The 20785-nt window shown below is 65.5% G+C and carries 24 protein-coding genes; 16 read left to right on the forward strand and 8 right to left on the reverse strand.

Going from position 1 to position 20785, the window contains the following annotated elements; all coding sequences use genetic code 11:
• The first annotated feature begins 135 nt into the window (after positions 1-135).
• From LQ953_RS13085 to eda, 8 genes are all read left to right on the forward strand, one after another.
• Complete coding sequence (locus tag LQ953_RS13085) at positions 136-489, forward strand: MarR family transcriptional regulator (protein ID WP_231031374.1); 354 nt, start codon at positions 136-138, stop codon at positions 487-489.
• Between the two features lie 178 nt (positions 490-667).
• Complete coding sequence (locus tag LQ953_RS16245; protein WP_269141482.1) at positions 668-799, forward strand: hypothetical protein; 132 nt, start codon at positions 668-670, stop codon at positions 797-799.
• The gene (gene argC / locus LQ953_RS13090; RefSeq protein WP_231031345.1) at positions 796-1737 is read left to right on the forward strand and encodes an N-acetyl-gamma-glutamyl-phosphate reductase; all 942 of its coding nucleotides are present in this window, start codon (positions 796-798) and stop codon (positions 1735-1737) included. Before LQ953_RS16245 ends, argC begins: the two co-directional genes overlap by 4 nt.
• A gap of 97 nt (positions 1738-1834) precedes the next feature.
• Entirely contained in the window at positions 1835-3292 is a 1458-nt protein-coding gene (gene zwf / locus LQ953_RS13095; protein WP_231031346.1) for a glucose-6-phosphate dehydrogenase, read from the forward strand.
• 55 nt (positions 3293-3347) lie between these two features.
• The gene (pgl, locus tag LQ953_RS13100) at positions 3348-4055 is read left to right on the forward strand and encodes a 6-phosphogluconolactonase (RefSeq protein WP_231031347.1); all 708 of its coding nucleotides are present in this window, start codon (positions 3348-3350) and stop codon (positions 4053-4055) included.
• Complete coding sequence (gene edd, locus LQ953_RS13105; protein ID WP_231031348.1) at positions 4055-5878, forward strand: phosphogluconate dehydratase; 1824 nt, start codon at positions 4055-4057, stop codon at positions 5876-5878. The genes pgl and edd overlap by 1 nt, the downstream gene beginning before the upstream one ends.
• A 112-nt stretch (positions 5879-5990) precedes the next feature.
• The gene (locus LQ953_RS13110) at positions 5991-6959 is read left to right on the forward strand and encodes a glucokinase (RefSeq protein ID WP_231031349.1); all 969 of its coding nucleotides are present in this window, start codon (positions 5991-5993) and stop codon (positions 6957-6959) included.
• Positions 6956-7567, forward strand: coding sequence for a bifunctional 4-hydroxy-2-oxoglutarate aldolase/2-dehydro-3-deoxy-phosphogluconate aldolase (gene eda, locus LQ953_RS13115; protein WP_443026579.1), 612 nt, complete (start codon positions 6956-6958; stop codon positions 7565-7567). Before LQ953_RS13110 ends, eda begins: the two co-directional genes overlap by 4 nt.
• Positions 7568-7604: 37 nt before the next feature.
• On the opposite strand, the gene mltG is transcribed toward eda, so the two are convergent.
• The 7 genes from mltG to fabD form a co-directional block, all read right to left on the reverse strand.
• Positions 7605-8594 carry an endolytic transglycosylase MltG gene (mltG, locus tag LQ953_RS13120; protein WP_231031350.1) on the reverse strand — a complete coding sequence of 330 codons (990 nt, stop codon included), beginning with the start codon at positions 8592-8594 and terminating at the stop codon, positions 7605-7607.
• 4 nt (positions 8595-8598) lie between these two features.
• The gene (gene fabF, locus LQ953_RS13125; protein WP_231031351.1) at positions 8599-9858 is read right to left on the reverse strand and encodes a beta-ketoacyl-ACP synthase II; all 1260 of its coding nucleotides are present in this window, start codon (positions 9856-9858) and stop codon (positions 8599-8601) included.
• A gap of 167 nt (positions 9859-10025) precedes the next feature.
• Entirely contained in the window at positions 10026-10274 is a 249-nt protein-coding gene (locus LQ953_RS13130; protein ID WP_184087204.1) for an acyl carrier protein, read from the reverse strand.
• A gap of 90 nt (positions 10275-10364) precedes the next feature.
• Positions 10365-10892 carry a hypothetical protein gene (locus LQ953_RS13135; protein ID WP_231031352.1) on the reverse strand — a complete coding sequence of 176 codons (528 nt, stop codon included), beginning with the start codon at positions 10890-10892 and terminating at the stop codon, positions 10365-10367.
• Between the two features lie 28 nt (positions 10893-10920).
• Positions 10921-11658, reverse strand: coding sequence for a 3-oxoacyl-[acyl-carrier-protein] reductase (gene fabG / locus LQ953_RS13140; RefSeq protein ID WP_231031353.1), 738 nt, complete (start codon positions 11656-11658; stop codon positions 10921-10923).
• A 14-nt stretch (positions 11659-11672) separates the two neighbouring features.
• Complete coding sequence (locus LQ953_RS13145; protein ID WP_231031354.1) at positions 11673-12089, reverse strand: GxxExxY protein; 417 nt, start codon at positions 12087-12089, stop codon at positions 11673-11675.
• Positions 12090-12120: 31 nt separating this feature from the next.
• Positions 12121-13056: an ACP S-malonyltransferase gene (fabD, locus tag LQ953_RS13150; protein ID WP_231031355.1), complete on the reverse strand. Its 936-nt coding sequence runs from the start codon at positions 13054-13056 to the stop codon at positions 12121-12123.
• A gap of 415 nt (positions 13057-13471) precedes the next feature.
• On the opposite strand from fabD, the gene LQ953_RS13155 reads away from it, so the two are divergent.
• The 6 genes from LQ953_RS13155 to LQ953_RS13180 all read left to right on the forward strand — a co-directional run bounded on the left by LQ953_RS13155 (position 13472) and on the right by LQ953_RS13180 (position 16959).
• Complete coding sequence (locus tag LQ953_RS13155) at positions 13472-13867, forward strand: RcnB family protein (RefSeq protein WP_231031356.1); 396 nt, start codon at positions 13472-13474, stop codon at positions 13865-13867.
• A 157-nt stretch (positions 13868-14024) separates the two neighbouring features.
• Positions 14025-14516: an SPOR domain-containing protein gene (locus LQ953_RS13160; RefSeq protein WP_231031357.1), complete on the forward strand. Its 492-nt coding sequence runs from the start codon at positions 14025-14027 to the stop codon at positions 14514-14516.
• 262 nt (positions 14517-14778) lie between these two features.
• On the forward strand, positions 14779-15174 hold the full coding sequence (gene rpsF, locus LQ953_RS13165) for a 30S ribosomal protein S6 (protein WP_231031358.1): 396 nt from the start codon (positions 14779-14781) through the stop codon (positions 15172-15174).
• 15 nt (positions 15175-15189) lie between these two features.
• Complete coding sequence (gene rpsR, locus LQ953_RS13170) at positions 15190-15414, forward strand: 30S ribosomal protein S18 (RefSeq protein WP_010543816.1); 225 nt, start codon at positions 15190-15192, stop codon at positions 15412-15414.
• Between the two features lie 12 nt (positions 15415-15426).
• A complete protein-coding gene (rplI, locus tag LQ953_RS13175) occupies positions 15427-16023 on the forward strand; it encodes a 50S ribosomal protein L9 (protein WP_231031359.1) in 597 nt (198 codons plus the stop codon).
• A 333-nt stretch (positions 16024-16356) separates the two neighbouring features.
• Entirely contained in the window at positions 16357-16959 is a 603-nt protein-coding gene (locus LQ953_RS13180; protein ID WP_231031360.1) for a CAP domain-containing protein, read from the forward strand.
• A 3-nt stretch (positions 16960-16962) separates the two neighbouring features.
• Here LQ953_RS13180 and mutL read toward each other — a convergent pair whose 3' ends face one another.
• On the reverse strand, positions 16963-18717 hold the full coding sequence (gene mutL, locus LQ953_RS13185; protein ID WP_231031361.1) for a DNA mismatch repair endonuclease MutL: 1755 nt from the start codon (positions 18715-18717) through the stop codon (positions 16963-16965).
• 149 nt (positions 18718-18866) lie between these two features.
• Here mutL and LQ953_RS13190 point away from each other — a divergent pair, with 149 nt between their 5' ends.
• Both LQ953_RS13190 and mreC read left to right on the forward strand, forming a co-directional pair.
• A complete protein-coding gene (locus tag LQ953_RS13190; RefSeq protein WP_231031362.1) occupies positions 18867-19907 on the forward strand; it encodes a rod shape-determining protein in 1041 nt (346 codons plus the stop codon).
• 19 nt (positions 19908-19926) lie between these two features.
• A partial coding sequence (mreC, locus tag LQ953_RS13195) for a rod shape-determining protein MreC (protein WP_231031363.1) occupies positions 19927-20785 on the forward strand: 859 nt, incomplete at its 3' end.

The following is a 20785-nucleotide window of genomic DNA, read 5'->3' on the forward strand; positions in this document are numbered from 1 at the left end:
GGCCCGAAGACGGCATCACAAACAAAGCGGTAACATTTCGCCAACGCACTGAAACCTAGGCCGTGTCGCTGCGTTTGTGTGGAAGATCCTGAGGCGAGCCGGGATCGTAACGCATGAGTATATGCCGTGAACGCAATGTCCGACCAGTCGCTGTCGTCTTGGAAGAACACGCTGATCGATTACGTGCGCTCGGGCGAGCCCGATCTCACGAATCGGCAGATGGCGCTTTTGATGCTGGTTTATCTCGACCAGGGTCCTCACACCGTGCGCGGTTTGGCGCGAGCCTTGAACGTTTCCAAGCCCGTAGTAACGCGTGCCTTGAACAGGCTGGGCACGCTGGGCTATCTGCGCCGCCAACGCGACGATACCGACAAACGAAACATCTTCGTCGCACGTACACCTGAAGGGGCAGAGTTTCTTGCAGAATTCGGGCATTTCCTCGCGGGCGACGCCATCAGCGAGCCCATCGCCCGGCGGGCACACGCGTAAGCGCTTCGCACTGAAGGGCCGTTCGATCGCGGTCGATCCACGGGTACACGCCGTTCGACGGGACCTTGCCGACGTTCGGTTGGCGGACCGGGTCTTCGCGCCGCATTATGCAGCGCCATTGCCTCGAAAGCTCCTCTCCGGTGCCGAGCTGCGAGCCACCGCTTCTTCGGAGTCGGAAGTGCTGATGCAGCTCCCGGCTGAAGCCCGGTTCGAGGTGCTGGAATATTCCGGAACGAACGCCTGGGGTATTGCTCCCGATGTTGCCTTGGTAGGCTATGTTCCCATTGAGGCCCTGGGCGGCGAGGAATGACGGTTCGGGTGTTTATTGATGGCGCGGTGGGTACTACCGGCCTGGAGATTCGCGAGCGCCTGGACGGGCGCGCTGGCATCGAGTCGCTCGTACTTGCCGATGCGGACCGCAAGGACCCGCGCAAGCGCGAAGATGCGCTGAATTCGTCCGACTTCGTGATCCTGTGCCTGCCGGACGATGCTGCGCGCGAGGCGGTGGCCATGATCCGGAACACCCGCGTGCGGGTGATCGACGCGTCCACGGCATACCGCACGGCACCGGACTGGACCTATGGTTTTGCCGAGCTCGAGCCCGGCCAGATGACCGCAATCGCCGAGGCAGATCGAGTGAGCAATCCCGGCTGCTACCCAACCGGGTTCCTGGCGCTCGTGCGTCCGCTGGTGCGCGCAGGCATCGTGCCGCATGACTATCCACTGAGCGTTAATGCGGTTTCGGGATATTCCGGCGGCGGCAAGTCGATGATCGCCGAGTTCGAAGATGCGGACGCAGCGTCGTTCACGCAGACCGCGTATCGCAGCTATGGATTGTCGCTCGCACACAAGCATGTGCCCGAGATGCAGAAGCATGCCCGGCTGGAGCATCCGCCGATCTTCATGCCCTCAGTCGCGCGGACCTATCGCGGCATGCTTGTTGAAGTGCCGCTTCCCCTCCACGCCTTCACACGCCGGCCTTCGATCGAAGCAGTCGAAAACGTCCTGCGCGACGCCTACAAGGACTCGCCGCTCGTGCGGGTTCTGCCCGCGGACATGGGTACCGTCTCGATTGAAGCCGATGCAGGGACCGACCGGCTGTCGCTGCGGGTGTTCGGTAACATCGAGAGCGGCCAGGCACGCCTGGTCGCCACGCTCGACAATCTGGGCAAGGGTGCGGCGGGCGCGGCCGTGCAGAACCTCAACATCATGGCCGGGCTCGATCCCGTCGCCGGCCTGATCCTCTGACCGCATGTGGGCGGCGATGTGCCGCCCCGTTCCGCTCCCGACTTGATCTTTGATCGCTGTTGGTGTCTCGCGGGCCAAACCAGTCGAGAGGGACGCGATGCATCAGCCCGTTGGCAAATTGCTGTTGTTTGGGGCAACCGGGGATCTTTCGCAGCGCATGCTGCTGCCCTCGCTGTACGCGCTTCATGCCGACGGCTTGTTGCCTTCCGGGCTGACCATCACCGCGACGGCGCGGTCCGATCATGACGATGCCAGCTTTCGTGTTTTCGCGCGTGAGGCGTTGGACAAGTTCCTGCCGGCAGATCGGAAGGACGAAGGCGCACTGGAGGGTTTTCTAGAGCGTCTGAATTATCAGCCGCTCGACGCGGCGAAGATGGATGGTTTTGCGGCGCTGAAGGAGAAGGTCGGCGACATTTCCGGCGGTTTGGCCATCTTCTTGTCGACGGCGCCGTGGCTGTTCGGGCCGACGATCAAGGGGTTGGAATCGGCCGGTTTGGCCGGCGACAATGTTCGCATCGGGCTGGAGAAGCCGCTCGGCCGCGACCTGCAATCCAGCCGTGAAATCAATGACTTGGTCGCTGCAGCGTTTCCGGAGGAGCGCACCTTCCGGATCGACCATTATCTGGGCAAGGAGACTGTCCAGAACATCCTGGCGCTCCGCTTCGGCAACTCGCTGTTCGAGCCAGTGTGGAACGCGCAGGGCATCGACCATGTGCAGATCACGGTTTCGGAAACCGTGGGCCTTGAGGGTCGCGCGGGCTTCTATGATGAGACCGGTGCTCTACGCGACATGGTCCAGAACCATATGCTGCAGCTGGTCGCGCTAATCGCGATGGAGCCCCCTGCCCGCTTCGACGGCACGGCGATCCGGGACGAAAAGGTGAAGGTGCTGCGGTCGCTGCGGCCGATCAGCGCCACCGAGGCGTCGCAGCTTACCGTCACCGGCCAATATGGCGGCGGCGCAGTGAAAGGCGAGATCGTCCGCGACTATGCCAGCGACCTGGAAAAGCCCTCCGCCACCGAGACCTTCGTGGCGATCAAGGCGCATGTCGACAACTGGCGCTGGCACGGCGTCCCCTTCTATCTGCGAACCGGCAAGCGCCTGGCCGAGCGCCGGTCCGAGATCGTCATCCAGTTCAAGCCAGTGCCGCACTCGATCTTCGCGCAGCGCGGAGCGATGCTCCAGCCGAACACGCTGGTGATCCGCTTGCAGCCTGAAGAGTATGTCCGCTTGCTGGTAATGGCGAAGCAACCAGGGCTCGACCGCGAGGGCGTGCGGCTGCGCGAAGTTCCGCTGAACCTCAGCCTCGACAGCGAGTTCGCCGGAACGACCCGCCGCATCGCCTATGAACGGCTGCTGCTCGACCTGATCGAAGGCGATCCGACGCTGTTCGTCCGCCGCGACGAAGTAGAGGCGCAGTGGGAGTGGATCGACAGCATCCGCGCCGGCTGGGAAGCCAATGACATGAAGCCCAAGCCCTACGCCTCGGGAAGCTGGGGCCCCTCGGCTTCGGTAGCGCTCACCGAGCGCGACGGCGTGACGTGGAACGAATAGCCGCCGCTCCCCATATGTTCGGGAGATCGGCCGCAAAATGCATGCAGGAGCCAGAATGACGACAGAGATCGAATGGTGGGAATATGACGACGCCAGCGAGATGGCCGATGCCGTCGCTGGTGACGTCCAGTTCATTATCGAAAGCGCAATCGATGCGCGCGGCGCCGCCGTGGTGGCCCTGGCCGGCGGCAAGACGCCGCTGCCGATCTATGAAAAGCTAGTCCAGGCGAAGCTCGACTGGAAGCGCGTGACGATCATCCCGGGCGACGATCGCCTGGTCCCGCTGGGCGACCCGCTTTCCAATGTTACTGCGATCGGCAAGCTGTTCCTGCCAAAGGGTGCCCGGGTCATTCCGCTGATCAGCGACAAGGCCGAGGACTACAAGGCTGCCGGCCGCGCCGCCGATGCGCGGCTTCAGGACCTGCACTGGCCGCTGGACCTGTGCCTGCTGGGCGTGGGCGGCGACGGCCATGCCGCCTCGATCTTCCCCGGCCCTGATTTCGACGAAGCGTTGAACGGCCCGCGGGAGCGCCGCGCGCTGGGCGTCATGCCCGATCCGCTTCCTCCCGAGGCTCCCGTCGCCCGCGTGACGCTGAGCCGCGCCGCGATCGTGTCAGCCCGTGCGCTGATGATCGCCATTACCGGCGACGCGAAGCGCAGCGTGCTCGAAGACGCGATCAAGCAGGGTGCTTCTTCCAACTATCCGGTCGGCCGCATCCTTGCCGACGTCGAGCTGCCGGTCGACATTCACTGGAGTGCCTGATGGCATCGCTGCATTCTGAAATCGCCGCCGTCACCGATCGCGTGATCGAGCGCTCGAAAGAGCGCCGGCAAGCCTATCTCGACCTGATCCGCCGCGAGCGCGAGTCCGGCGCGGACCGCCCGAAGCTGGGCTGCGCCAATCTGGCGCACGCCTATGCGGGCACCGACGAGCAACGCGACCTGATGACGCCGGGCAACCGGATGAACATCGGCATCGTGACGTCGTACAACGACATGCTGTCGGCACATGCGACCTATTACCGCTATCCCGAGCAGATGAAGGTCTGGGCGCTGGAAGCGGGCGCCACGGCGCAGGTCGCCGGCGGCGTGCCCGCAATGTGCGACGGCGTGACCCAGGGTTATGAGGGGATGGAGCTGTCGCTGTTCAGCCGCGACACTATCGCCCTTTCCACTGCGGTGGCCCTGTCTCACCGCGTGTTCGAGGGCGCGGCGCTGCTCGGCATCTGCGACAAGATCGTACCCGGGCTGCTGATGGGGGCGCTCCGCTTCGGTCATTTGCCGATGGTGATGATTCCTGGTGGGCCGATGCGCTCCGGCCTGGCCAACAAGGACAAGGCCGCGGTTCGCGAGCGCTATGCCGAAGGCAAGGCGACGCGCGAGGAACTGCTCGAGTCCGAGATTGCCGCCTATCACGGCAAGGGCACCTGCACCTTTTATGGCACCGCCAATTCCAACCAGATGATGATGGAAGCCATGGGCCTCCACATCCCCGGCGCTGCCTTTGCCAATCCGCAGACCAAGCTACGCCAGGAACTGACGCGTGCAGCAGTGCACCGGCTGACCGAGATCGGCTGGAATGGCGACGATTATCGCCCGATCGGCCATGTCGTCGATGAAAAGGCGATCGTGAACGCGGCCATCGTGCTGCTCGCCACCGGCGGCTCGACCAATCACCTGATCCACGTACCCGCTTTTGCGCGGGCCGCTGGTATCCTGATCGACTGGGAGGACTTCGACCGGCTGTCGCGCGCCGTACCTCTGTTGACGCGGGTTTACCCCAATGGTTCGGCGGACGTGAACATGTTCGAGGACGCTGGCGGCCCGCCCTTCGTCATCAAGGAACTGCTGCGCGGCGGGCTGATGCACGGCGACACGGTGACCGTGGCGACGGACGGCATGCAGGCCTATGGCCGAAAGCCGTACATGGATCAGGACCAGCTCGTCTGGCGCGACCTGCCGGCCAAGAGCGATGACGAGACGATCGTGCGCACCGTCGAGGAGCCTTTCTCGCCTGAGGGTGGCTTCCGTATCCTGAAGGGCAATATCGGCCGCGCCTGCATCAAGGTGTCGGCAGTCGAGCGTGACCGCTGGGTCATCGAAGCGCCGGCGCGGGTCTTCACTGACCAGCAGGCGGTGCAGGACGCGTTCAAGGCCGGCGAACTCGACCGCGACGTGATCGTGGTTATGCGCTTCCAGGGCCCGCGCGCGAACGGGATGCCTGAGCTCCACAAGCTCACCCCGCCGCTTGGCGTGCTTCAGAATCGCGGCTTCCGAGTTGCGCTCGTCACCGACGGGCGAATGTCGGGGGCGAGCGGCAAGGTGCCGTGCGCGATCCACTTGTCGCCCGAGGCGCTGGGTGGTGGTCCGATCGCCAAGGTGCGCGACGGGGACATCATCCGATTGGACGCCGAAGCGGGAACGCTGGAAGCCTTGGTCGATGCTGCCGAATGGGAAGCGCGGCCCCATGCCGAGGCCCCGCCCGTACCACAGGGAACCGGACGCGAGCTGTTCGCGATGATGCGCAACCATGCCAGCGCTGCCGAGGAGGGCGCGTCGGCGATGCTGGCAGAGGCCGGACTGTAACGCCGCTCCTGACGAGGCGCGTCCTTTACATCCGTGCCGGTTGCGCGGAGAAGGGCCGCGCCTCCACTGCCAACGTTGACAGGCGGTGAAGAGGGGGGATCAGGGAGCTGAAATGGAAGTCGTCGCGGTAGATATCGGGGGCACGCACGCCCGCTTCACCATCGCCGAGGTTGAGGGCGGACGCGTTCTATCCTTGGGCGAGCCCGTGACGCTCAAGGTCGCTGAGCATGCCACCTTCCCCCTGGCCTGGGCGGCGTTTGGCGAGCAGCTCGGCCGTCCGGTACCGCGCGCCGCCGGTATCGCAGTAGCCTCGCCGGTCAACGACACGCTGATCAAATTCACCAACAATCCGTGGATCATCCGCCCGCCGATGATCAAAGAGCGGCTGGGCGTCGACAATTTCACGCTGATCAATGATTTCGGCGCGATCGGGCATGCGGTGGGGCAGCTCGATGGAAAGGCCTATGTCCATCTTTGCGGTCCCGACGTGGAGCTGCCGGAATATGGCGCGATCACGGTCTGCGGGCCGGGCACCGGCCTGGGTGTGGCGCAGGTGTTCCGCCAGCGCGGCAGCTATCATGTGATTTCCACCGAGGGGGGGCACACCGATTTCGCCCCGCTTGACAATATCGATGATGCGATCATCCGGCGCCTGCGCCCGACCTACACGCGCGTTTCGACGGAGCGGGTTTGCGCGGGACCGGGGCTGGTCAACATCTATGAAACGCTTGCCCAGATGGAAGGCAAGCCGGTGATCCACCGCGACGACAAGCAGCTGTGGGAGTTCGCGCTCAGCGGCAAGGACACGCTTGCCACTGCGGCGCTGGAGCGTTTCTGCCTCACGCTTGGCGCGGTCGCAGGCGACCTGGCGCTCGCGCATGGTCCCACCGCCGTGGTGATCGCGGGCGGGCTGGGTCTGCGGCTCAAGGATCGGCTGGTGCAGTCGGGCTTTGGCCAGCGCTTTGTCGCCAAGGGGCGGTTCCAGAGCCTGATGTCGACCATCCCGGTAAAGATCATCACGCACGAGCAGCCCGGCCTGTATGGCGCCGCGGCGGCCTTTGCCCAGGAGCATGCATTGTGACCACGATTGCCGACATCATGCAGACCAGCCCGGTGATCCCGGTGCTGGTGATCGAGGACGCGGCAACTGCCCGTCCCCTCGCCGAGGCGCTGGTCAAGGGCGGATTGCGCGTGCTGGAGGTGACGATGCGCACGCCGGCGGCGCTCGACGCGATCCGCGAGATGAAGCAGGTCGAGGGCGCGATCGTCGGCGCGGGCACGGTGGTCAACACCGACCAGTTCGCTCAGGTGATGAGCGCGGGCGCCGAGTTCATTGTGTCGCCAGGATTGACCGATCGCTTGGGCAGCGCGATCGTGGAGAGCGGCGTGCCTTTCCTCCCCGGGATCGCCAATGCCGGCGACATCATGCGCGGATACGACCTTGGCCTGCGTCACTTCAAGTTCTTCCCGGCCGAGACCAGCGGCGGGCTGAAGGCGCTCAAGGCGCTGGCAGCGCCGTTCTACGAAGCCAAGTTCTGCCCGACCGGCGGCGTCAGCGCGGCGAGTGCACCCGAATGGCTCGGGTTCGATCCGGTGCTGTGCGTCGGCGGCAGCTGGGTGACGCCGAAGGGCGCGAGCTTTGAGGAAGTCGAAGCACTGGCGCGCGAGGCTGCGGCGCTGGGCAGGTAAGTTGGAGTTGGCGGCCGCGCTGCGGCCGCCGCTTGGCCTACATCTCTCCGCGGGCGCGGCGCAGTGCGTACCACTTCGCGACATTGGCGTTGTGCTGTTCGAGCGTGTCGGCGAACACATGGCCGCCGGTGCCGTCGGCTACGAAGTACAGCGCACTCGACCGCTCCGGATCGAGCACCGCATCAATGCTGGCCCGGCCAGGATTGGCGATCGGGCCCTGTGGGAGCCCGGCCATGGCGTAGGTGTTGTAGCCGTTCTGCGCCTGGATCTCGGACTTGAGGATCCGGCGGCCGAGCGGCTTGCCCTTGGTCATGGGATAAATGATCGTCGGATCGGCCTGGAGCCGCATGCCCTGGCGCAGCCGGTTGCCGTAGACGGCAGCGACCATGCGGCGCTCCGACGCCTTCCCGGTTTCCTTCTCAACGATTGATGCCAGCGTCAGCGCTTGTTGCGGTGTCGCCACCGCGATGCCGGGCTTGCGCGCCGCCCACGCCTTGGCAAGATAGTCGGTCATTGCCTTTTGCATGCGTGTAAGCACCGCCTGGCGCGTGTCGGCGCGGTTATAGGCATAGCTGTCGGGTAGGACCGAACCCTCGGGCGGGACCGCGATTGGGCCGGACAGCTGCGGCGCCTTCATCAGCGCCTCATAGACCAGGATCGAGGGGGTGCCTTCCGGGATGGTCACGAAGCGCTGCAGGGTCTTGCCGCCTTGCAGCATCTTGAGGACGTCCGACTGGCTGAGCCCGGCGGGCACGCGGTACTCGCCGGCCTTGATCGGTACGCTGCCGCCGAAGATCTTGGACAGGATCAGGAACCGGCTTGCCGACCGGATCGCTCCCGCCTTTTCCAGTTCCTCCGCAGCTCGGCTGAGGCTGGCGCCTTCGGGCACCAGCACAGTGACGTTACCGCGCGCCGGCCCCGCCCCGCCCCAGAGGTGGAGCACCCCGAACGCCGCTGCACACAGGACGAGTGCGGCGACGATCAGGGCGCATCCAATGCGCCGCTTGCCCAGACGGCGCGTGGTCATCGGATCAGACCGCCTTCATCACCAGGCTGGCATTGGTGCCGCCGAAGCCGAAGCTGTTGTTAAGGATCGCCTTTACCTTGCGCTCCTGCGCGACATGCGGGACCAGGTTGACGCCTGCGCAGTTGTCGCTCGGATTGTCGAGGTTAAGCGTCGGCGGAACGATGCTGTCGCGCATCGCCAGGATGCAGAAGATCGCCTCCACCGCACCGGCACCGCCAAGCAGGTGACCGATGGCAGACTTGGTCGAACTCATCGCCAGCCCGTCCATGGCATCGCCAAACAGCTTGCGCACCGCACCGAGTTCGAGCTCGTCACCGAGGGGCGTCGAGGTGCCATGTGCGTTGATGTAGTCGATATCCTCCAAAGCGAGACCCGACTTGCGCACGGCCATCTGCATAGAGCGGAACGCGCCGGCGCCCTCCGGGTGCGGTGCCGTCACATGATAGGCATCGCCAGACAGGCCATAGCCGATCACTTCGGCATAGATCTTGGCGCCACGCTTCTTGGCGTGCTCATACTCCTCGAGCACGACGACGCCGGCGCCCTCACCCATGACGAAACCGTCGCGATCCTTGTCATAGGGGCGGCTGCCCTTGGTTGGGTCGTCGCGGAAGCCGGTGGAGAGCGCGCGGGCCTGGCCGAAGCCGGCGATGCCGATCGGGCAGATCGCGCTTTCCGCGCCGCCAGCCAGCATGATGTCCGCGTCGTCCATCGCGATCATCCGCGCCGCGTCGCCGATCGAATGCGCGCCGGTCGAGCACGCGGTAACAACCGCATGGTTCGGGCCCATCAGGCCGTACTTGATCGAGACCTGGCCCGAGATAAGGTTGATCAGGCGGCCGTGAACGAAGTGCGGGCTGACCCGCTTGGGGCCCTTGGCCGCGAGCACGAGCGATTCGCTCTCAATACCCGGCAGGCCGCCGATACCCGAGCCGATCGAGCAGCCGGCGCGGAAGCGGGTTTCCTCGTCCATGTCGAGCAGGCCGGCGTCTTCGATCGCCTGGCCCGCGGCGTCGATGCCGTAGACGATGAAGGGATCGACCTGACGCTGGATCTTGTGATCGACGCGCTTGCCCGGATCGAAGCCGAATTCGTGATCCGGCGCCTTCACTTCACAGGCATAGTTGGTGTGAAAATCGGTGGCGTCGAAACGCTCGATGGTGGCTGCGCCGGACCTGCCGGCGACGATGTTCTTCCAGGCGGTTTCGACATCGGCACCCACCGGGGTGACGAGGCCGAGGCCGGTCACGACTACGCGGCGCATTGGCATTTCTCTCCGTCGAAGTTCACGAAAGTTGTGCGGAGCGGGACATATTTCCAGCCCGGCTTATAAGCAAACGGCTCCCCGTCCCCTCTTGCGAGCCGGACGGGAAGCCGTTGAATGGCAAGCCGACCCCATCAAAGGGTACGGTTTATCGCCAAAGTTGGCGATCAGCCTTCCTGGTGCTCGCTGATGTAGCTCACCGCGTCCTGGACGGTGGTGATCTTTTCAGCGGCATCGTCGGGGATTTCGACGCCGAATTCTTCCTCGAAGGCCATTACCAGCTCGACGATGTCGAGCGAATCGGCACCGAGGTCATCGATGAAGCTGGCGGTCGGCACGACTTCCTTTTCGTCGACGCCGAGGTGATCGACCACGAGCGACTTGACGCGGGTGGTGATCTCTTCCTGGTTGGCCATGGTCCCTGTTATCCTTTGTGACTGGGCTCTGAATATGTGTGACCGCACCTAATTGCGTGCCGGTGCGCTGGCAAGAGGCGTCGCAACGCTTCAGGCGGCGGAAAAATCCTGTGCCGCATACTGCGCGGTGTTCAGGAACGAGAAATATTCGGCGAGCAGCTCCGCGTTTGCGCGGGTCTGTTGCGCTTCCTCGGTCACCGCCGCCTGGATCAGCGCCTGCGTGTCCTGCGTGGTAAGCACGTGGACGCGCTTTTCCTCGGGCAGCGCCTGGAACTGATCCTCCAGGGCGGACGCATCGAACCCCTTCTCCTCCACAGCCTTGCGGGCAAGCGGCAGGCCGATCCTGGCGAGCGCATAGAAGCTCGCCGCCTTGGCGGCAGCGGTTGTCCACTTATGCTCCGTCGCGCACGCCTTTGCAGCGGCGCTCAGCCCCTGCCCTACCGCTGGCGAGTAGGTCAGCCGCTTGCCGACCTCGTTCAGCGCGCTGATCGCTTCGGATTCGACCTGGCCGCGCACGCCGGCGTCCAGTTTAGTCGCGACGCAATCCAGCGTGGAGAGATCGGCTGCCTGCGCCGGCATCGCGGCAAGGGACAGGAACGCGGCTACAACAATTCGCATGCAATCACTCCTGCCCCCAGGACTTGGCTCAAAGCATCGCCATTCCGCCGTTCACATGCAAGGTCTGGCCAGTGACATAGCTGGCCTCCTTGCTGGCGAGATAGACGACGGCGGCTGCGATATCCTCACCTTCGCCCAGCTTTCCCGCCGGAATGCGGGTGGTGAGCGCCTCCTTCTGCGCGTCGGGCAGGCCGTCGGTCATCGCCGAGCGGATGAAGCCGGGGGCGACGCAGTTTACGGTGATGTTGCGGCTGGCGAGTTCCTGGCCAAGCGCCTTGGACATGCCGACGAGGCCGGCCTTGGAGGCGGCATAGTTGGCCTGACCGGGGTTGCCGGTGGCGCCCACGACCGAGGTGATCGAGATCATGCGGCCGAAGCGCGCCTTCATCATCGGCTTCGCAGCGGCGCGCATCAGGCGGAACGCGGCTTCGAGGTTAACGCGGATGACCTGATCCCACTCGTCATCCTTCATCCGCATGACGAGGTTGTCGCGGGTGACGCCGGCATTGTTGACCAGGATGCTGAGGCCGCCGAGCGCTTCGACCGCCTGGGGGACGAGGGCGTCGACCTGGGCGGGATCGGAAAGGTTGGCCTGGAGGGTGACGTGGTCGCCACCGAGTTCCGCCTTAAAGGCTTCGAGCTTTTCCGGGTTGGAGCCGGAAATGGCGAGGCGAGCGCCCTGGGCGGCCAGACCCTTGGCGATGGCGGAGCCGATCCCGCCGGAGGCGCCGGTGACGAGGGCGGTCATGCCTGTGAGGTCGAACATTCGGTAGTCCTTCTTTATTGGTTCACGCGAAGGCGCGAAGACGCGAAGTCTTTGTGGTCATTGACGATCCGGCGGAGCCCCTCCTTGAGCGTCTCGCCTCCGAAGTTGATAAGCAGCCCAAGGGGCTGCTTGAGCAAGCGGAGATAGGTCAGGACCTGCTTGCCATGGACCGGAAGCAGCCGCTCGACTGACTTGATCTCCACGAGCACCGAGCCGTTCACGATCAAATCAGCACGAAACGCCTGCTGAAAGCGCAACCCGTCGTACTCGATGTCGATCGGACACTGCTGGGCGACGGAATGACCGCGCTCGACAAGCTTGGCGGCCAAGATGTTCTCGTAGACGCTTTCGAGGAGTCCAGGGCCAAGCCCCTTATGCAGCCTCAACGCCGCGTCGATGATGTCTGCCGCGGTCGCCTCGACGTCATGCATCTTAGCGTCTTCGCGCCTTCGCGTGAAAAAATCAAAGCGTCTTCGCCAGGGCTTCGATGTCGTCCATCGTCACCACGCTGGTGACGGGGACGTCGGGGGTGATGCGCTTTACCATGCCGGCGAGGACCTTGCCGCCGAGTTCGACGAAGTCGGTCACGCCGGCTTCTGCCATGGCCGCTACGCTTTCGCGCCAGCGGACCATGCCGGTTACCTGCTCGACCAGCAGCGTGCGGATGGTGGCGGGGTCGGCGACGGGAGCGGCGGTTACGTTGGCGTAGAGGGGGACCAGGGGGGCCTGGATCGCTACGTCGGCGAGTGCCTTTTCCATGGCGTCGGCGGCGGGTTGCATCATCGAACAGTGGAAGGGGGCCGAGACGGGCAGCAGGATGCCGCGCTTGGCGCCGTGGTCCTTGGCGATGGCAATGGCGCGCTCGATCGCGGCGCGGGCGCCGGAGATCACGACCTGGGTGGGATCATTGTCGTTGGCGACGGTGCAGACTTCGCCTTCCGCGGCGGCGTCGGCGATGGCCTGCGCCTTGGTGAGGTCGGCGCCGAGCAAGGCGGCCATGGCACCCTCACCCACGGGCACGGCGGCCTGCATTGCGTCGCCACGGATGCGCAGCAGCCTGGCGGTGGTGGATAGGTCGAGCGCGCCGGCTGCGCAAAGCGCGGTATATTCGCCCAGGCTGTGGCCGGCGACATAGTCGGCCTTGTCGGCCAGGCGGATGCCGCCTTCCTTCTCCAGCACGCGCAGCACGGCGATGGCATTGGCCATGATCGCGGGCTGGGCATTGGCGGTGAGGGTGAGCTGGTCCTCGGGACCCTCGCTCATCAGGCGGAACAGGTTCTGGCCGAGCGCTTCGTCTACTTCCTGGAACACCTCGCGCGCGGTGGCGCTAGCGTCCGCGAGCGGCTTGCCCATACCGACGGCCTGGCTGCCCTGACCGGGGAAGATGAATGCGCGCATCTGGCGTCTCCTGTTCGCGAAATTCGAAGCGGGGCGGTTAGTACCGGGATGGGTTGGGGGCAAGAGTTGGTGGTTTGTGGTTGCAGTGTTGGTGTTTGGGTAGCGCGGCGGTTGCCCACTTCCCTCGTCATCCCGGCCTTGAGCCGGGATCCCGCTGTCTTGCCCAGCAGACGAAGAAGCGGGACCCCGGCTCGAGGCCGGGGTGACGGAGATAGGAACGTTGCCGCTTTCGCAGCCGTTGGGGCTCGCTTCGCTCGCTACCCACCCCCGCCCCTCCCTTGTAGGGAGGGGTGAAGAAGCGTTGCCGTTACAATTCGCGACCATTTCGCCGCTCCGCTGGGACGGGGCTGCGACAACCGGGTCCTATCTCTTGTTCAACGCCGCAGGACGCGGCGCGGTACAAAGGAATAGAGCCATGAAGAAGTTTATCCTGGGTCTGGTCGCCGCTTCGGTTGCAGCAACGCCGGTGATGGCAGCAGCCGCCCCGCAACGTCACACCGAAGTGCAGCGCACGGTCGTGAAGCAGCGCCCCAACGGCACCACGGTGGTGAAGCAGCGCGCGGTGCAGCAGCGCCAGGTCGTCCAGCAGCGTCAGTTTCAGCGGGCGCAGCAATACCGGACCAACTGGCGCAAGGGCGAGCGTTTCGACAACCGCTATGCCCGCAACTATCGCCAGATCGACTACCGCCAGTATCGTGGACTGAAGGCGCCGCCGCGCGGCTACCGTTATGTCCAGTCGGGTAACGACGCGGTGCTGGTCGGGATCACCAGCGGGATCATCGCAGCGGTGTTCGGGAACCTGATCCGCTAAGTCGTTGAGACCGATCAAGGATGAGCGAGACGGCGGGGCTTCGGCTCCGCCGTCCCTGTTTCGGACGCCTTCAAGCGCCGCGGAGGGTGGAAACATGCCGGACTTGCGTGGTTAACGCCGTGCCAACCATTTTGCGAGTTCCCGAAGATTGATCCGCTTGCCCTCCCCTCGTCCCTATTGGCTATTCGGCCTTGCCGCGCTTGGCGGTGGCGCAGCGATGTTTCCGATGCTCAGCGACGCGAGCAGCAGCGGGCAAAGCACGCCCGCGTTTCTGGAGGCCGCGCAGCGGCGCCATGCGGCGGCGCATGACGAGCGGTTTCATACCCATCATCCCGGCAGCATCACCCTGGCCGAAGTGATCCAGGTCCAGCGGCAGCGGCGCGCGCTGAAGCCGGTCGAAGCGGCGGCGGGTGCTGTTGTGCCGGCTGTGGGTGGATGGGAAGCGCAGCTTGGCGCGTTCGGTAGTGCCGAGGCGGCGGAGCGGCAGCAGGCGCGGCTTCCTTCGCTGTCCTTGCCGGTGGCAGTGCATCGCGACGGAGGGCTGTTCCGGCTGAAGAGTGCCGCGGCTGGGGAGCCGGAAGTCGCCGAGGCGTTCTGCAGGGGTGCGGTGGCCGCCGGGTTCGATTGTTTCGTGCGGCGGCGGGTCTAGCCTTTCGTCACCCCGGCCTTGAGCCGGGATTCCGCTGCTTCTATCCAGAAGAAGAAGCGGGATCCCGGCTCAAGGCTGGAATGACGTGGGTGGAAAGTCCGGGTGCTCGGGCCTTGCTTTTTGCCGCGCTTGCCGGCATAGGCCGCGCAGCCGGGGTGGAGACGCTGTCTTCGCCCCTGCCTGCTTTTGACTACAAGACGACAGCCGGAGGGGCGTTGCACATGGGGTGCACGTCAGCGATCGGCCAACAGAAAGAGAATGCATGGCTCTGTACGAGCACGTGTTCCTTGCGCGCCAGGATCTGGCACAGGCGCAGGTGGACGCACTGGCGGAAACCGCCACCAAGATCATCCAGGACAATAACGGCCGCGTCGTGAAGACGGAGAGCTGGGGTCTTCGTTCGCTCGCCTATCGCATCGCGAAGAACCGCAAGGCGCACTACGTCATGCTCGAAATCGACGCACCGGGTTCGGTGATCGCCGAGCTGGAGCGCCAGACGCAGATCAACGAAGACGTGATCCGCTACATGACCGTCAAGGTTGACGGCCATGAAGAAGGTCCGACCGTGATGATGCGCAAGGGCCAGGAGCGCGAGCGTGGCCGTGGCCGTCGTGACCGCGACGAAGGTGGCAACACCGGTTTCGGTGGCGGCGAGTAAGGAGCTTAGAGAAACATGGCACGTCCCTTTTTCCGCCGTCGCAAGAGCTGCCCCTTCTCCGCGAAGGACGCTCCCCGGATCGACTATAAGGATGTCCGTCTGCTCCAGGGCTTCGTGTCCGAGCGCGGCAAGATCGTCCCGTCGCGCATCACTTCGGTGAGCGCAAAGAAGCAGCGCGAGCTGGCCCAGGCCATCAAGCGCGCCCGTCACCTGGGCCTGCTGCCCTACATCGTTAAGTAAGGAGCAGAGACCATGGAAGTCATCCTGCTGGAGCGCATCGAAAAGCTCGGCGTCATCGGCGACGTCGTGAAGGTGAAGGACGGGTTCGCCCGTAACTTCCTGCTCCCGAACAAGAAGGCGCTGCGTTCGAACGCAGCTAACCTGAAGGTGTTCGAAGCCAACCGTGCGCGAATCGAATCCGACAACGCGGCACGCCGCGCTGACGCCGAGAAGGAAGCCGGCAACTTCAACGACACTTCGGTGACGCTGATCCGCCAGGCCTCCAACACCGGCCAGCTGTACGGTTCGGTCGCGGTTCGCGATCTGGTCGACGCGCTTGTCGCCGACGGCCACAAGGTCATTAAGTCGCAGGTCGTCCTGGACAAGCCGATCAAGTCGATCGGCGTGTACCAGGTGCGCGTTGCGCTGCACCCTGAAGTCGCGGTGACCGTGAAGGTCAACGTCGCACGCTCGCCGGAAGAGGCCGAGATGCAGGCACAGGGCGTGGACGTGATGTCGGCAATGTTCGAAAAGGACGAAGCCGGCTTCACCGAGGATTACGATCCCAACGCCGAGCCCGGCGCATCCGCCGAGGTCCGCGAGGAGCAGGCCGAGGGCGACAACGCCTGAAGCCAGCGACTACGCTGGACACACAGAAAGGGCCGCTCCGGAATGCCGGGGCGGCCCTTTTTGCGTTTGGGCGTTCCGCAAACAAAAAGGCCGCCGGTGAGGGCGGCCCTTTTGCGGGAGTGACGCTGGAGAACTGCTGGTCAGGGGCACGTGACGCACGCGCCGATCACGGCAGCGAGTGGTATCAGGGCGAAAACGACGGGAACAACCTTGCTCATCACACCAAGCCTTGCGTAGAAGTTACCGTGCAGAACGAGTGGTTTGCGAGAAGGTTGCAGGCGGATGAACCTCCTGTTCCGGCGCGGTTCACGGGGACGGAGGGATTAGCGCGGCGTGCTTGCTTTGCTGTTGCCGATCGCGCTTGCGGCCCCTGCACCGCCGCCCTCGCTGGAGCAGGCGATCCTCCTTGAGCTGAACTTCGCGCGCACCGAGCCGCGGCGCTATGCGCAGACGCTGCGAGCGTATCGGCGCTATTTCAGGGGGCGCGTGGTCTACACCCCCAACCGTCCAGCCGGGATCCGCACGGGCGAAGGGACGAAGGCGGTGGACGAGGCGATTGAATTCCTGGAGCGTCAGGCCGTCACGCCGCCGCTGGCCGACGCGCCGCTGCTGACACGAGCGGCGGGGGTGCATGTCACCGAGCAGGGGCCGCGCGGCGAGACGGGGCACCGCTCGCGCGACGGCGCCGATCCGCGTGACCGCGTACAGCGACTGGGTGGCGGCAACTATGTCGCGGAGACGATCACTTATGGCCCCGACACCGCCGCCGAAGTGGTGCGCCAGCTGATCGTCGACGACAAGGTGCCGAGCCGCGGCCACCGCCGCACCGTCTTCGCCGCCGAGATGCGTTTCGCCGGGGCCAAGTGCGGGCCGCACAAGGTGTATGGCACGATGTGCGTGGTGGAATATGCCCGCACCCCGAGCGGGCGCTACTGAGGCTTATTTCCGCCCGAACAGCTTCTCGATATCGCCATGCGCGAGCTTCACCCAGGTGGGGCGGCCATGGTTGCACTGGCCCGAATGAGGCGTGACTTCCATCTCGCGGAGGAGCGCGTTCATTTCGGCGACCGACAGGATCCGGCCGGCACGGACCGAACCATGGCAGGCCATGGTGGCCGCGACATGGTCGAGGCGTTCCTTTAGGGACAGCGCCTCGTCAAAGCCGGCGAGTTCGTCGGCCAGATCGGTGACCAGGCCGTGGATGTCCCCCTGCCCTAGCAGCGCCGGCGTGGCGCGGACCAGCATCGCCCGCGGGCCGAAGCGCTCCAGCTCTAAACCAAACTCGGCGAGTTCTGCGGTGCGCGCTTCGAGGCGGTCGCAAGCGGGCTCGTCGAGTTCGACCACTTCGGGCAGGAGCAGCGCCTGGGACGCGACGCCCCCGCCCTGCACCGCCCGCCGCATGCGTTCGAGAACGAGGCGTTCATGGGCGGCGTGCTGGTCGACCAGCACCAGGCCATCGGCGGCTTCGGCGACGATATAGGTCTTTGCGACCTGGCCGCGCGCGACGCCCAGCGGGAAGTCAGTGCTGGCGGGTACCGGTGCGGCGGCGGGCTCGGCTCGTGCCTGGGGCGGCGGCGAGAAGAAGGTTGGGCGGGATTCATGGACCGCACCCGAATAGCGCGTCATCGGCTCGTAAACCGGTGCGGCTGGCTGCACCGGCTCGGGCGTCCACATCGCAAGCGCCGCTTCGCTGGGCCGTTGCACGCTGCGATGGCCAGCTTCGTCGAGCGCGCGGCGCAGGCCGCTGACGATCAGCCCGCGGGCAAGCGCGGGATCGCGGAAGCGCACCTCGGTCTTGGCCGGATGGACATTAACATCGACCTGGTCGGCAGGAACGTCGAGGAACAGCGCCAGCACCGGGTGGCGGTCGCGCGGCAGCATTTCGGCATAGGCGCCGCGCACCGCGCCGACGAGCAGCCGGTCCTTTACCGGCCGCCCGTTGACAAAGAGGTACTGATGGTCGGCCACCCCGCGATTGAAGGTCGGGATCGCCGCCACCCCGCCGAGCACGAGCCCCTCGCGCTCGAAGTTGATCGCGACGCTGTTGTTGGCGAGTTCGCGGTCAGTGAGCGCGGCCACACGCTGCGGCCGGTTCTCGCCGCCCTGGACCGAGAGCACGCGGCGCCCATCATGCTCCATCGAAAAGGCAAGGTCCGGACGCGCCATCGCAAGCCGCTTCACCACGTCCATGGCCGCGGCGAACTCGGCGCGGGTGGAGCGCAGGAACTTGCGGCGGGCGGGCACGCGGGCGAACAATTGCTCGACGCGGACGCGAGTCCCCGGGGGCAGCGCGGCGGGCCCTTCTTCCACACGCTCGCCATTATCTACGGTGAGTGCCCAGCCATCGGCGCCGCGCACCCGACTCTCCAGCGACAGCCGCGCGACGCTGGCGATCGAGGGCAACGCCTCGCCGCGAAATCCCAACGTCGTAACTTGGTCGATCGCGTCGTCGGGCAGCTTGGAGGTGGCGTGCCGTTCCAGCGCCAACGCCATTTCGGCCGCGTTCATGCCGCAGCCGTCGTCGATAACTTCGATCAATTCTGTACCACCTGCGGCGAGCCGAATGGCGATGCGGGTTGCACCCGCGTCGATGGCGTTTTCGACCAGTTCCTTGAGCGCCGAAGCGGGGCGTTCGACCACTTCTCCGGCGGCAATCCGGTTGACAAGATGCTCGGGCAGACGGCGTATTGACATGGCTAACCGTCTAGCCCAACGGAAGGCATCCCGCGACCCGCAAGCGCATGCACCGAGGTGGATTTCACGATCCCCCCGGAAGGGTCCGGACTAGAATCTAAAGCGAACAGCCGGCGGCGGGCGCCCGACCGGGCAGGACGGAACAACGAATGGCTTTCTCCCGCTTTTTCAAATTCATGTCGCACGACATGGCGATCGACCTGGGTACCGCGAACACCGTGGTATATCTTCGCGGGCGCGGCGTGGTGCTGAACGAGCCTTCGGTGGTCGCGGTCGAGACGCTGAACGGCGTGAAGAAGGTCAAGGCGGTCGGCGACGACGCCAAGCTGATGATGGGCAAGACCCCCGGCAGCATCGAAGCGATTCGTCCGCTCCGCGACGGCGTGATCGCCGACATCGATGTCGCCGAACAGATGATCAAGCACTTCATCCAGAAGGTGCATGGGCAGCGCCGCTTCATGCGCTGGCCCCAAATCGTGATCTGCGTGCCGTCGGGTTCCACCAGCGTCGAGCGCCGCGCGATCCGCGACGCCGCATCCAATGCCGGCGCCAGCCAGGTCTGGCTGATCGAGGAGCCGATGGCTGCCGCGATCGGTGCCGACATGCCGGTGACCGAGCCGATCGGTTCGATGGTCGTCGATATCGGCGGCGGCACCACCGAAGTGGCGGTACTGAGCCTGCGTGGCCTGGCCTATTCCACCAGCGTGCGCGTTGGCGGTGACAAGATGGACGAGGCGATCGTCTCCTATGTCCGCCGCAACCACAATTTGCTGATCGGGGAAGCCACGGCCGAGCGCATCAAGCAGGAAGTTGGCGTCGCGAAGCCGCCGGCTGACGGCATCGGCAAGACGATCTTCATCAAGGGCCGCGACCTAGTGAACGGCGTTCCCAAGGAAATCCAGATCAACCAGGGCCAGATCGCCGAAGCGCTGTCCGAGCCCGTCGGCACGATCGTCGAAGGCGTTCGCATCGCGCTGGAGAACACCGCGCCCGAACTCGCCGCCGACATTGTCGACCAGGGCATCGTGCTCACCGGTGGCGGCGCGCTGCTGTGGGGACTGGACGAAGTGCTGCGCGACGAGACCGGCCTGCCGGTGACCGTCGCGGAGGATCCGCTGACCTGCGTGGCGCTGGGCACCGGCCGTGCGCTGGAGGATCCGGCGTTCCGCGGCGTTCTGCAAGCCGTCTGATCAGGGAGGTCCGAGGCACATGGCGCCGCCAGGTAACCGGCGCCCGGGCTTCTCGCGGCGCGCGCAGTACGGGCTTTTCCTCACCTATGTCGGTGCGATCAGCGGCGCATTGATCGGAGGCGTGCTGTTGCTGCTGTCCGCTTTCGATCCGCCCGCCTTTGCCGCGCTGCGCCGCACTGTCGCTGAAGTGACCACGCCGGTCTCTTCGGGGCTGGCGGTGGCGAGCGACGGCGTCGCGGGCGTGCCGGCGGCGATCGGCAGCTATTTCGCAGTGCATTCGGAGAATGCCCGCTTGAAGCAGCAGCTGGCCGACGAACGCCGGCTCGTCACCCGCGCTCAGACCCTGATCCGTGAAAACGGCAAGCTGCGCGGCCTGCTCAAGCTGCGCGACGTGGGCAACGACATCGTTGTGACCGCCCGCCTGGTCAATAGCTCGGCGACCAGCACGCGCCGCTATGCGACGCTCAACGCAGGCAGCTGGCAGGGCGTGCAGCGTGGACAGCCGGTGCGTGAGGCCGGCGGACTGGTCGGCCAGGTAATCGAAACCGGTCCGAACACCGCCCGCGTGCTGCTGATCGTCGACGCAGACAGCATCGTGCCGGTGCGCCGCACCCGCGACGGGCTTCCCGCGATTGCGGCGGGCCGCGGCGACGGTCTGATCGAGATTCGCTCGGCCGGCGCTGCCGCCATGGTCTTCCGTCCCGGCGACGCCTTTGTGACCTCGGGCACGGGCGGCATCTTCCCGCCCGACGTGCCGGTGGCGCATGTGGTCAAGCCCGGGCGCGACATTGCGGTAGCCGAGCCGGCCGCCAACCCGAGCGCGCTCGACTTCGCGATCGTGCAGCCGAGCTTCCTACCACCGCCCCCCCCTGCCCCGA

Origin of the sequence: Sphingomonas sp. IC-56, assembly GCF_021043375.1 — a bacterium.
Taxonomy (GTDB): domain Bacteria; phylum Pseudomonadota; class Alphaproteobacteria; order Sphingomonadales; family Sphingomonadaceae; genus Sphingomonas.

Coding starts and splice junctions, on each gene's coding strand:
- LQ953_RS13110 (WP_231031349.1), top strand. CDS start 5,991: ATGGAAGTCGTCGCGGTAGATATCGGGGGCACGCACGCCCGCTTCACC.
- LQ953_RS13155 (WP_231031356.1), top strand. CDS start 13,472: ATGAAGAAGTTTATCCTGGGTCTGGTCGCCGCTTCGGTTGCAGCAACG.
- pgl (WP_231031347.1), top strand. CDS start 3,348: ATGACGACAGAGATCGAATGGTGGGAATATGACGACGCCAGCGAGATG.
- rplI (WP_231031359.1), top strand. CDS start 15,427: ATGGAAGTCATCCTGCTGGAGCGCATCGAAAAGCTCGGCGTCATCGGC.
- zwf (WP_231031346.1), top strand. CDS start 1,835: ATGCATCAGCCCGTTGGCAAATTGCTGTTGTTTGGGGCAACCGGGGAT.
- fabD (WP_231031355.1), bottom strand. CDS start 13,056: ATGCGCGCATTCATCTTCCCCGGTCAGGGCAGCCAGGCCGTCGGTATG.
- LQ953_RS13085 (WP_231031374.1), top strand. CDS start 136: ATGTCCGACCAGTCGCTGTCGTCTTGGAAGAACACGCTGATCGATTAC.
- LQ953_RS13190 (WP_231031362.1), top strand. CDS start 18,867: ATGGCTTTCTCCCGCTTTTTCAAATTCATGTCGCACGACATGGCGATC.
- LQ953_RS13135 (WP_231031352.1), bottom strand. CDS start 10,892: ATGCGAATTGTTGTAGCCGCGTTCCTGTCCCTTGCCGCGATGCCGGCG.
- fabF (WP_231031351.1), bottom strand. CDS start 9,858: ATGCGCCGCGTAGTCGTGACCGGCCTCGGCCTCGTCACCCCGGTGGGT.
- fabG (WP_231031353.1), bottom strand. CDS start 11,658: ATGTTCGACCTCACAGGCATGACCGCCCTCGTCACCGGCGCCTCCGGC.
- mutL (WP_231031361.1), bottom strand. CDS start 18,717: ATGTCAATACGCCGTCTGCCCGAGCATCTTGTCAACCGGATTGCCGCC.
- LQ953_RS13145 (WP_231031354.1), bottom strand. CDS start 12,089: ATGCATGACGTCGAGGCGACCGCGGCAGACATCATCGACGCGGCGTTG.
- rpsR (WP_010543816.1), top strand. CDS start 15,190: ATGGCACGTCCCTTTTTCCGCCGTCGCAAGAGCTGCCCCTTCTCCGCG.
- rpsF (WP_231031358.1), top strand. CDS start 14,779: ATGGCTCTGTACGAGCACGTGTTCCTTGCGCGCCAGGATCTGGCACAG.
- edd (WP_231031348.1), top strand. CDS start 4,055: ATGGCATCGCTGCATTCTGAAATCGCCGCCGTCACCGATCGCGTGATC.
- mltG (WP_231031350.1), bottom strand. CDS start 8,594: ATGACCACGCGCCGTCTGGGCAAGCGGCGCATTGGATGCGCCCTGATC.
- argC (WP_231031345.1), top strand. CDS start 796: ATGACGGTTCGGGTGTTTATTGATGGCGCGGTGGGTACTACCGGCCTG.
- LQ953_RS13130 (WP_184087204.1), bottom strand. CDS start 10,274: ATGGCCAACCAGGAAGAGATCACCACCCGCGTCAAGTCGCTCGTGGTC.